Annotated in this window: 16 protein-coding genes; all 16 read left to right on the top strand. The window is 36.2% G+C overall.

The window, feature by feature from the left end; genetic code table 11:
- A partial coding sequence (locus JMN12_RS09525) for a Fic family protein (protein WP_410494245.1) occupies positions 1 to 237 on the top strand: 237 nt, incomplete at its 5' end.
- 10 nt (positions 238 to 247) lie between these two features.
- Positions 248 to 1,075 (top strand): hypothetical protein, encoded by an 828-nt coding sequence (locus JMN12_RS09520; protein ID WP_203138822.1) that lies wholly within the window; start codon positions 248 to 250, stop codon positions 1,073 to 1,075.
- 26 nt (positions 1,076 to 1,101) lie between these two features.
- Positions 1,102 to 1,596, top strand: coding sequence for a hypothetical protein (locus tag JMN12_RS09515; RefSeq protein ID WP_203138821.1), 495 nt, complete (start codon positions 1,102 to 1,104; stop codon positions 1,594 to 1,596).
- A 24-nt stretch (positions 1,597 to 1,620) separates the two neighbouring features.
- On the top strand, positions 1,621 to 2,643 hold the full coding sequence (locus JMN12_RS09510) for a YhcG family protein (protein ID WP_203138820.1): 1,023 nt from the start codon (positions 1,621 to 1,623) through the stop codon (positions 2,641 to 2,643).
- Positions 2,644 to 2,661: 18 nt separating this feature from the next.
- Complete coding sequence (locus tag JMN12_RS09505) at positions 2,662 to 3,378, top strand: SMI1/KNR4 family protein (RefSeq protein ID WP_203138818.1); 717 nt, start codon at positions 2,662 to 2,664, stop codon at positions 3,376 to 3,378.
- 35 nt (positions 3,379 to 3,413) lie between these two features.
- The gene (locus JMN12_RS09500) at positions 3,414 to 3,626 is read left to right on the top strand and encodes a hypothetical protein (RefSeq protein ID WP_203138817.1); all 213 of its coding nucleotides are present in this window, start codon (positions 3,414 to 3,416) and stop codon (positions 3,624 to 3,626) included.
- Between the two features lie 25 nt (positions 3,627 to 3,651).
- Positions 3,652 to 4,413, top strand: a complete 762-nt coding sequence (locus tag JMN12_RS09495; RefSeq protein ID WP_203138816.1) for a hypothetical protein — start codon at positions 3,652 to 3,654, stop codon at positions 4,411 to 4,413.
- A 14-nt stretch (positions 4,414 to 4,427) separates the two neighbouring features.
- Positions 4,428 to 4,889, top strand: coding sequence for a hypothetical protein (locus JMN12_RS15275; protein WP_238423868.1), 462 nt, complete (start codon positions 4,428 to 4,430; stop codon positions 4,887 to 4,889).
- Positions 4,886 to 5,290 (top strand): hypothetical protein, encoded by a 405-nt coding sequence (locus JMN12_RS15270; protein WP_238423867.1) that lies wholly within the window; start codon positions 4,886 to 4,888, stop codon positions 5,288 to 5,290. The genes JMN12_RS15275 and JMN12_RS15270 overlap by 4 nt, the downstream gene beginning before the upstream one ends.
- Positions 5,291 to 5,402: 112 nt before the next feature.
- Entirely contained in the window at positions 5,403 to 5,756 is a 354-nt protein-coding gene (locus tag JMN12_RS09485; protein WP_203138814.1) for an MmcQ/YjbR family DNA-binding protein, read from the top strand.
- Positions 5,757 to 5,825: 69 nt separating this feature from the next.
- Positions 5,826 to 6,335, top strand: a complete 510-nt coding sequence (locus tag JMN12_RS09480) for a hypothetical protein (RefSeq protein WP_203138812.1) — start codon at positions 5,826 to 5,828, stop codon at positions 6,333 to 6,335.
- 10 nt (positions 6,336 to 6,345) lie between these two features.
- A complete protein-coding gene (locus JMN12_RS09475; protein ID WP_203138810.1) occupies positions 6,346 to 7,413 on the top strand; it encodes a YhcG family protein in 1,068 nt (355 codons plus the stop codon).
- 1 nt (position 7,414) lies between these two features.
- The gene (locus tag JMN12_RS09470) at positions 7,415 to 7,807 is read left to right on the top strand and encodes a DUF4279 domain-containing protein (protein WP_203138807.1); all 393 of its coding nucleotides are present in this window, start codon (positions 7,415 to 7,417) and stop codon (positions 7,805 to 7,807) included.
- Positions 7,808 to 7,923: 116 nt separating this feature from the next.
- Entirely contained in the window at positions 7,924 to 8,334 is a 411-nt protein-coding gene (locus JMN12_RS09465) for a hypothetical protein (RefSeq protein ID WP_203138798.1), read from the top strand.
- The gene (locus JMN12_RS09460; RefSeq protein WP_203138796.1) at positions 8,331 to 8,813 is read left to right on the top strand and encodes a hypothetical protein; all 483 of its coding nucleotides are present in this window, start codon (positions 8,331 to 8,333) and stop codon (positions 8,811 to 8,813) included. The genes JMN12_RS09465 and JMN12_RS09460 overlap by 4 nt, the downstream gene beginning before the upstream one ends.
- A 210-nt stretch (positions 8,814 to 9,023) precedes the next feature.
- Entirely contained in the window at positions 9,024 to 9,635 is a 612-nt protein-coding gene (locus JMN12_RS09455; protein WP_203138794.1) for a DJ-1/PfpI family protein, read from the top strand.
- The last annotated feature ends 5 nt before the right edge of the window (positions 9,636 to 9,640 follow it).

Below are 9,640 nucleotides of genomic sequence, written 5' to 3'. Positions count from 1 at the left end.
CCGCAAGTTACCCCGCAAGTCAAAGAACTTTTAAAGGTATTTGAGGGTTTACATAACAGAGAAGAAATTCAAAATCGTTTAGAATTGGCTGATAGGAAATATTTTAGAGTGAACTATCTCAACCCTGCCATAGAACAAGGTTTTGTAGCTCTTACCATTCCTGATAAACCCACAAGTAGCAAGCAACAATACTACCTTACTGATAAAGGCAAGGAATTTTTAAAAACATTAAAATAACCCTTAAAAAATGAAGATAAAACGAGATGAATCGCGTTGTTATGCTGCTGTCATCACCGAAGATGGTCAGTGGCAAAAAGGCGAAGAATACTTCTTAGAAGACTATACCGAAACCCTCATTTACAATGAGCAAGGTAAACTTATAGACGCTTGTTATGGCGAGGAATACCACTTCCTCTTTACCTACGACTCTCACGGCAACCTCCTGAGCTCTCACCTCTACGACCCTGAAGATGAAGAGCTAACCGACTGCTGGGAGGAAAAACAATACCGCTATAACGACCTACATCAGCAAGTAGAGTGTGTTATTTACGAAGATGGCAAATGGAAAAAAACTGTTACTTTCGAATACGATGCGCACGGCAATAACATAAGTCAGCACTCCCGCACAGCCGATGCCGAATATCTCTTACAACTCCAATATGATACACAAGGCAGATGTATAGATCGTTGTCATACAAACATATCTACAGGAGAAAAGATTCTTCACGACTCTATTGAATTTCGTAGCGATACCGAAAAAGTCAATACCAATCTTTCAGCCAATGGCAAGCCTTTTATGTTTACCATAACTCGTTTTGATGAAAAAGGCAATGTAATTTATGTTGCCCATCAGGATATAGGTGACCCCAAACCTTATTCAATAACTGAAACTACTTTCGATGAGCATAACAACGAAATTTTCGAGCGAATTATCAACAAAGAAGGCGAAGTCTATACTCGCAAATACACCTATCGCTATGATAATCACGGCAATTGGATAGAGAAACGCATCGAATACTCCAAACGTTATACCAACCTGATTGTAGAACGAACCATTGAATACGCTAATGAATAAGAAATACCCATTTGCTAATTATCTATATGACCTACGACGAATTTTACAACTGTATAGAACAGCTTCCTAAAGAAGTAACCAACAGAGATTTGGAAGCCTATCTTTCGGCTTTATATAGGATTGTAACTCCACACGAAAACACACCCTTCTCCCCTACTCTTTGCCTTGAACTGCTTAAGGAGGCATTTAGTGCAAAGACTGCCACTTATGAGGAGCAGTGGACAAGCATTCGCTCAATGCCCGAAGAGACTGAACATCTTTCCGACTTTGCTTATACCCAAGCAGTTATTCTCTTTCAGATAGCTGAACTCCACCGTATGAAAGACAAAGAACTTAATAACGAAATGCGTTCCTTTGGCATCACCTCCGAAACGGGCTATGATTGGTATAATTTCAACCCTTTAGACCTCTTGGAGTGTGGCGCACGAGGCTTATGTGATTATATAGGTGAAGATGAAACCATCCCTAACAATTGGCATTTTTTAGGACATTTATTAGATTTAGGAAGGTATTATGAATAATGAGCCAATTAACAAACTAATACTATGAAAAAAGAAGTAACCCTACAAGAATCCTTGATTACTGATTTGCGTACCCTTATCAATGAGGCACGCAACAAAGTAGCCCTAATTGTAAATACCGAAATCACGCTACTATATTGGCATATCGGTAAACGTATCAACGAAGAAGTGCTTGGAAATCAGCGCGCTGAGTACGGAAAACAAATTATGTCGACAGTGTCTACACAATTGACAGAAGAGTACGGCAAAGGTTTTAATGAGAAAAGCCTTCGCCGAATGATGCTTTTTGCAGAACTTTTCCCCGATTTTCAAATTGTCTCGACACTGTCGAGACAATTGAGTTGGTCTCATTTTGCAGAAATACTCTATACAAAGGACGAGCTTGCACGAGAATTTTATCTTACGATGGCTGCTTCTGAAAACTGGAGTATCAGAACTTTGCGCAATAAAATAGATAGTATGCTTTACGAGCGTACCGCTATCAGTAGTAAACCTGAGGAGGTTATCAAAACAGAATTGGCTAACCTGCGCGATAATGAGATACTCTCACCCGACTTGGTTTTCAAAAGCCCTTACTTTTTGGAATTTACAGGACTTAAAGGAGTATATAGTGAAAAGTCATTAGAGGACAGCTTGTTAGTACATATAGAGCACTTTATCCTAGAATTAGGTGTTGGTTTTACCTTTGTAGAACGCCAAAAACGTATGATTATAGACGGGGAAGATTTTTATCTTGATTTACTTTTCTACCACCGAAAACTCCGAAGATTGGTAGCTATTGAACTTAAATTAGGAAAGTTCAAAGCTGCTTACAAAGGGCAAATGGAATTATACCTCCGTTGGCTTGAAAAACACGAAATGGAAGCAGGCGAAGAGAGTCCTATTGGTTTATTATTATGTACTGAAGGGAGCGAAGAACAAATAGAACTATTGCAATTAGACCAAACAGGTATTCGTGTAGCTCAGTATATGACTGAACTCCCCTCACGAGCCCTTTTGCACCAGCAATTACAGAAAATAGTAACAGAGCATAAAGTTTATTTGTAGCATAAAAAAACATCCAATATGAACCTATTACAACAAATAGAACAGACTTATAACTTTCAGTACCCCAAACTATATCACCAGCTTTATGAGGATGGTATGCTCAATTGGGGACAATTTGGTCCTCGTTGGCGTGAACTTGAGTACCCTAAAATCAAAGATAATCCACCATTACTTTTAGAAGGGCGTATGGATTTTGAAATTTTAGAACTCTCTGAAATATCAGAAGAAATAGAATTCTTACATGGTACCAAAAGTTTTTATAAAATTAAACCTGAGTACCTCTTCATCCCTTTTGGAAAGAATGGAGCAGGCGACTATTATTGTTTATTTTACAATAAAGAAAATCCTCTCCCTGAACCTTGGGTGGTAGTATTTGCTCACGATTGGATTAATGTAGATGTCTTAGCCGATAGCTTTCAAAACTTTATCTTCTATGGATTGTTAGAATGCGTATTATGTATAGATGAACTACTTGCTGATGACGATTCTTTTTATACCGAAATAGCCAATATGTTCCGTACGCACCGTCCTTATTTAAGTGAGGAGCAAGCAAAAATAGTAGAAGATATTTATAAAAGAAAAACTTTTGCTTCTACCTACGTCTATACATTTAATGATAGGGAATACACCGAAAAATATATAGGATTACTTTCGCGAGAAGAGTTTGATACTTTGTGTAACAAGTTTATTCCCATTCCAAAAGAAGAAAAACAATTTGAATATAGCAATGACTAAAAAGAAAGCTAATATAATAGAAGAAAGCAACATTTTTGAACAAAGAAAAATTGATAGCTATAAAAGAGCGTTTCCCCAAAAAACCTTTTGCCCTCCATCATTGGTTAGAAGGAGCCGACTTTTATGGGGATGCTACAGATAGTATTGCTATATTAGACAAAGGCAGTCAATTAATATATGCTTCTTCTTCTAAAAGCTCTTTTGAAGCAATAGATAGCTTCTTAAAAGATATAGGGGAAGATATGTGAGAAATTAACATCAAACCTCAGCAATATGAACCCATTACAACATATAGAACAGACTTATAACTTTCAGTACCCGAAACTATATCATCAGCTTTATGAGAATGGAATGCTGAATATGGGCGCAAAATATCCATATCATTCTTATTGTCCTATAGAATACAAAAATGGTGATAGATTGCCTAATAAGGAGTGGTTAGAACAGGAGTATCCTAAACTAAAAGAGAACCCGCCTTTGTTTCTGTATGTAGATTGGTTTCAGGTACTCACCCCCTCACAACTCGCAAAAGAGTTTGAGTTTTTAAACCAACATTTAACACAATATCCTCAGAACCAAAAGTTCTTCTTCGCTCCCTTTGGAAGAGCTGTAGTGGATGACTATATGGTTTATTGTTTTTGTTATGACAAAGAAAAACCAACGCAAGAGCCAAGTGTAGTATTTATTAGAGAAGATGGAGAGGTGGATATCCTTTCAGCCAATTTGCAGAACTTTATCTTTTACCAATTAATAAAAAGGCTGGTAGCACATTTTCACGAAATCAGTTTTATCTGTTATGGTGATTTTTATGAAAATCTGCGTCAGACACTTCGCTCCCATCGCCCTTATTTAACAGAAGAACAAGCGAAGGTGTTAGAGGAAATTTACAAAAGAGAGATTAGAGAATATACTAAAAAACTTACATCTGGAGGCTGTTATACATTTCTTACCTTGCTACGCGAAGGAGAGGAAGAAACGTTACTAAATAAGTATAACCCACTGCCAAAAGAAACCATTTTATTGAAAACCCTTTAGTTTTTGAGTAATATATGACAAAATACCATACCTTAAATACTTTTAACAACCCTTTTCGCTATTATAGGGTGGTAGATATTGTCCCTTTTCAGGAGAAAATAGCTGTATTGCAATTTGCCTCAGCCGATGTCTCTAAAAAAATGGTGAAAAACGGAGTGTATGTAGATCGTTATATTCTTGTAGACATCTTTTCAGAAGATTTTACATCACAAAAACGACTTTCTTTCTTTTTTGAGGAAGAAGAAACTTGCTATAGTAGTGATGTATACTATTATTGGGAAGACGAACGACTTTTTATGCTCATTGAATACTATAAACTCGGCAACATTTTTGTAACCAATAAAGTATTTGAAATTACTGAAAATGAAGTGATAGAACAATCTTTCTGCGTTATCCCTCAAAACCGAGAATTCTCAATGATGCTAAAGTCTATTCTTTTGGAGATAAAGAAGTTTTTATGCAATCTCCCTTTATGATGACCTGCCGAGATAAACAGAACCAAAAAATACTTTGGAAATACAAACTCTCTGCTTATCTTTACACCGAAGTAGAGAATTATAACGATATCTTATATTTTGGTACGGCAGGCAAAGGAGGTTATTTTTATGGAATTTCACTGAATAACGGACAGACGGTATTTAGTTATAATACGGGACAAACAGTACGCTTTGTACGGAGTGGTGAACATATTATCATAAGTGATAAAAAACAAAAACCTATACTTATAAATGCCTTAACTGGAGAGATAATTCATTCATTAGATATTGGCAAATACACTATTGATTACGAGCAACAAATGCTTTGGTATAAAAATCGTTTTTATGGCATTGTTTGCAATAAGAAAAAAGACCTATCGGTGGTGTGTATCAATATATAAAAAGTAAATCAACAACAAAAAAATACTGATATTAAAAATTTGGCACACGTGTGTGCTGAATTGATAATGAGGAATGAGCCCCCTCTTACCTCTTATCTCTTACCTAAACAAAATGAACTTAGAAGAACTTAGAGAATATTGCCTTTCCTTGCCCCACGTTACTGAGGATATGCCTTTTGGCGAGGATATTTTAGTATTTCGGATTTGTAATCGTATTTTTGTGCTTACAAGTTTAGAATCAGTACCTTTGCGGGTGAGTCTCAAGTGCGACCCCGAGCGCGCGATAGAACTCCGCGAGCAGTACCCCGATAAGATTGTAGCAGGCTACCACCTCAACAAAAAACATTGGAATACTGTACTTTTAGAAGGCTTACCCCCTACCCTTATCAAGGAGATGATACAGCACTCTTACGACCAAGTACTTGCCAAAGTACCAAAGAAGGAAAGAGAAGCGTTAGGGGTGTAAACTCCGTAATCTTTCTTAGGATTGGGAATATCCGTGATAATTTAGAAAAACAACAAAAATTAATTAGAAATGAAAAAGAAAAAACTTTGGATACTTTTTATCATTACCACTTCGCTATATGCCTACTTGATGTTAGTAACCATACCGGCCCTTAAAGTAATGGCTGGAGGAATGGATATTTTAGATGTGCCTCCATTTTATGATGCTACTTACATTCAAGAGCTATTTAGGCGTTTAGGTGAAGAAGGTCGCCATTTCTATTTATACCGACAAATTCCTGTGGATATGATATATCCCGGTCTGTTTGCTATTACCTACTATCAACTGATACGTTTCTTTTTAGAAAAACTCAACCAAAGAAAGCTCCTTTTCTTATCATATTTCCCAATAATAGGAGGTATTTCTGATTATTCAGAAAATTTTAGTACCATTACAATGCTCACACACTATCCTGAAAACTTATGGATAGAGACCTTAGCGCCCTATTTTTCTCTTATGAAATGTATCTTTGTGGTACTTTCTTTGGTATTATTTTTTGTATTAGGAATTACAACATTCATAAAAACAAGAAAACAATAAAACAACCGCAATGAAAGAAACCCCAACTTTTACTTTTGGAGTACAAAACCTCCCCGATAAAGAATACCACCAATGGCTGATAGAAATCAAACAGCGATTTCAACAATCGCAAATCAAAACAGCCATAAAGGTGAATACTGCCCTTTTAGAGTTCTATTGGAGCTTGGGTAGTGATATAGTAAAAATGCAAACCGAAAAGGCTTGGGGTAGTGGCTTTATCAACCAACTGAGTTTGGATTTGAGAGAAGCCTTCCCTGAAGCTACTGGCTTTTCAGTTACTAATATCAAAAATATAAGGCATTGGTATTCATTTTATTATCAAGGGATTATAAAAAGCCCCCAACTTGGGGGCTTTTTAGAGATGCCTAAAAACTTTGGTTTAATCCCTTGGAAACATCATATGGAAATTATATGGAAATGTAAGACTGTTGAAAAGGCTCTATTCTATATCAAGCAGACGATCAGTCATAATTGGAGCAGGGTACAATTAGTGCATACTATTGAGAGTAACCTCTTTGAGCGACAAGGAAAAGCTATTAGCAATTTCGATACTCAATTGCCTATCCCTCAAGCTAATTTAGCTACCGAACTCCTCAAAGACCCTTATAATTTCGATTTTCTCTCTCTTGCCAAAGACTATACCGAACGAGAACTCGAAGAGGCTTTAATGCAAAATATTACCCGCTTTTTATTGGAATTAGGACAAGGTTTCGCCTTTGTAGGGAGACAAATGGAATTGCGTATGCCCGAAGGACAGAGTTTTTTCCCCGACCTTATTTTTTACCATATCCCAATGAAATGCTATGTAGTAGTAGAACTTAAAGTCACGCTTTTCATCCCTGAATACATCGGAAAATTAAATTTCTATGTAACTGCCGTTGATAAACTCTTGCGCGGAGAAGGTGACAATCCTACCATTGGACTACTCATCTGTAAAGATAAAGACGAATTATTAGTAGAATGGTCACTCACCGATGTAAACAAACCTTTAGGCATCGCCTCTTATCAGATCAAAGAAATCATCGATAACACTATCGCTGAATTTGAAAAAAACAAACTTAAAACCTCTTACAAATAGAATGACAAGAATTAAATTAACTTTTATCGTTTATGGCGATATGTTTGATATAGATGAGTTTTCCAAAATCATAAATATATCCCCTACTGAATTTGCTTACAAAGGTGATAAACTAAAATTTAGGATAAGTACAGAAACATTTTGGGAATATTCATTTAAAGATATTATATCTCTTTATGTAGAAGATAGTTTAAAGCCTCTTAAAAAAATTATAACCCAAAGAATTGAGGAGATATCTTCATTTATACAGAAAAACAATTTAAAATCTATAATGCGTTTTAAAGTTGAAACAAATAAAGAACCAGCACCAGCAATAGTTTTTGAAAACAATACTATCAATTTGCTAAGCAAACTAAACAGTTCTATTGATTTAGATTTGTACATCTATGATTGATATAAGTCACCAATTACAGAAAATGAAAGAATGTATAAAACTGCTACAAACTTAAAACCTTATAAACATAGAACAATTAACAAATGTTTAAAATTTAAAAATATAATTTTGCTCTTGTGAATTACAATATACTTGCCCCTCTATTAATAACTGTTTTGGCTTGGGCGTTTATACTCATTTGGTTTTCCAAGAAAAACAAACAAGAAAGGATGAAAAGGCAACAACTTTTAGCCCAGATAAAAGAACAACTCCCTATTCCCACATTCAAAGAGTTGTTACAAGCTTTAGAAGCCTTGAACTATAACCCTGCTCAGTGTTATTTTAAAACAAATACTTTTGAGCAAGGAAATGTAGTTGTGGGCAACACTTGCTTTCTGCAACGAGAAAACCAATGGGTGGTATGCCTTGCCGATACTCGTTGCTTCTGTGATGAACAGTCTTTTGATAGCGAACAAGAAGCCTGCGAAAACTTTGTATATAAATATTTTCTCCTTAGTAAAGAAGAAATTAATTGGTTAAAGCAATGAACACATCTAATTATACCACCAAGTTTGGCACTCTTGCTTTCTCACAAAAAGTGGGAGACGAGTATTTTTGGGAGGCTTCATATCAGTGGAAAAGTGATTTCTACAAAGAAACTTTACAGCTGCCTTTTTCTGTGTTTAGCAAAAGTAAAACCATCGCACCTGATACTATTGCTTTTATTGAACAAATCCTTATCAGTGCAGATAAGTTGGTAGCCAAGGCACTTTCTTATTTTCAAGAACAACTGCTGATATGCTCAGATGGCTTTCATCTTTCAGAAGAAGAAAAGCGATTGCTAAGCGTTCCCTTGCAAGAAGTTCCTTTTGAACGCCCGCAGTTTCTATTTTATGACAACAAAGAATGGATATTGCATTTTGCCGAAGGTGGTTTCAGCTTTTGCGAACCTTATGGCGTTTCTTTTCATTTTAAAGATGAAGAACCTATCCTAATAGAAAACTTAGAAGACGCTGAAGAAATATAATCAACTTACAATTAAAAACTTACAAAGAGGCTGTCCGAAAAGTCTAAAAATCGCTTTTGCATCATAAACTTTGTCAAAGTCCCAAAACTTTGACAAATCCTATAAATCTGATAATCAATCACTTTTAGTCACATTGTAAGGGCGTTTTGCAAACACCCCCACAAAATGAAACTTTTAGGACAGCTTTTTTAGAAACACATATAACATCGTATGAAAAAAATCGTATTCATCATTTTAGACAAGTTTGCCAATTGGGAACTGGCTTATCTTTCTGCTGCCCTTGGTGAAAAACAATTAGAGACAGCACAATACTCTGTTTTGTATGCTTCAATCGATAAAGAGGTAAAAACCTCCATCGGCAATCTCAAAGCCTTACCCGACCTTAGTATCTGCGAAATTCCCGAAGATATTTCGGCTCTTGTATTTATTGGGGCAGAAGGTTCGTGGCATAATCTTTCTAAGGAGCAAACCTCTCAGCTGGTAACCCTTGCTGAGAAGGTAAAATCTAATGGCAAAGTATTAGGAGCTATTTGTGATAGCGCACGCTTTTGTGCTGTGAATGGTTTGCTGAATGATGTGAAACATACCGCTAATACTTTTGATGAGATAAAAGATGCCGCGCTTTATACCAATGGCGAGAATTTCGTACTTACCGCCAATGAAGCCGTAACTGATCACAAGGTAGTAACTGCCAAGGGGGATAGTGCATTGCATTTTGCGGTAAGTGTACTGCGTGCTTTAGGCGATGTCCCCGAAGAGAATATACAGTTTTTCTATACCCTACACACCAAAGGCTTTCTCAAAGCTATACAAATGAACTAATTTGC

The organism is Capnocytophaga genosp. AHN8471, from assembly GCF_016806945.1.
Classification (GTDB): Bacteria; Bacteroidota; Bacteroidia; order Flavobacteriales; family Flavobacteriaceae; genus Capnocytophaga; species Capnocytophaga periodontitidis.
The sequence above is the reverse complement of the archived record's forward strand: the minus strand, read 5'-3'. Positions and strand labels throughout refer to the sequence as shown.

Coding starts and splice junctions, on each gene's coding strand:
- JMN12_RS09520 (WP_203138822.1), top strand. CDS start 248: ATGAAGATAAAACGAGATGAATCGCGTTGTTATGCTGCTGTCATCACC.
- JMN12_RS09515 (WP_203138821.1), top strand. CDS start 1,102: ATGACCTACGACGAATTTTACAACTGTATAGAACAGCTTCCTAAAGAA.
- JMN12_RS09510 (WP_203138820.1), top strand. CDS start 1,621: ATGAAAAAAGAAGTAACCCTACAAGAATCCTTGATTACTGATTTGCGT.
- JMN12_RS09505 (WP_203138818.1), top strand. CDS start 2,662: ATGAACCTATTACAACAAATAGAACAGACTTATAACTTTCAGTACCCC.
- JMN12_RS09495 (WP_203138816.1), top strand. CDS start 3,652: ATGAACCCATTACAACATATAGAACAGACTTATAACTTTCAGTACCCG.
- JMN12_RS15275 (WP_238423868.1), top strand. CDS start 4,428: ATGACAAAATACCATACCTTAAATACTTTTAACAACCCTTTTCGCTAT.
- JMN12_RS15270 (WP_238423867.1), top strand. CDS start 4,886: ATGATGACCTGCCGAGATAAACAGAACCAAAAAATACTTTGGAAATAC.
- JMN12_RS09485 (WP_203138814.1), top strand. CDS start 5,403: ATGAACTTAGAAGAACTTAGAGAATATTGCCTTTCCTTGCCCCACGTT.
- JMN12_RS09480 (WP_203138812.1), top strand. CDS start 5,826: ATGAAAAAGAAAAAACTTTGGATACTTTTTATCATTACCACTTCGCTA.
- JMN12_RS09475 (WP_203138810.1), top strand. CDS start 6,346: ATGAAAGAAACCCCAACTTTTACTTTTGGAGTACAAAACCTCCCCGAT.
- JMN12_RS09470 (WP_203138807.1), top strand. CDS start 7,415: ATGACAAGAATTAAATTAACTTTTATCGTTTATGGCGATATGTTTGAT.
- JMN12_RS09460 (WP_203138796.1), top strand. CDS start 8,331: ATGAACACATCTAATTATACCACCAAGTTTGGCACTCTTGCTTTCTCA.
- JMN12_RS09455 (WP_203138794.1), top strand. CDS start 9,024: ATGAAAAAAATCGTATTCATCATTTTAGACAAGTTTGCCAATTGGGAA.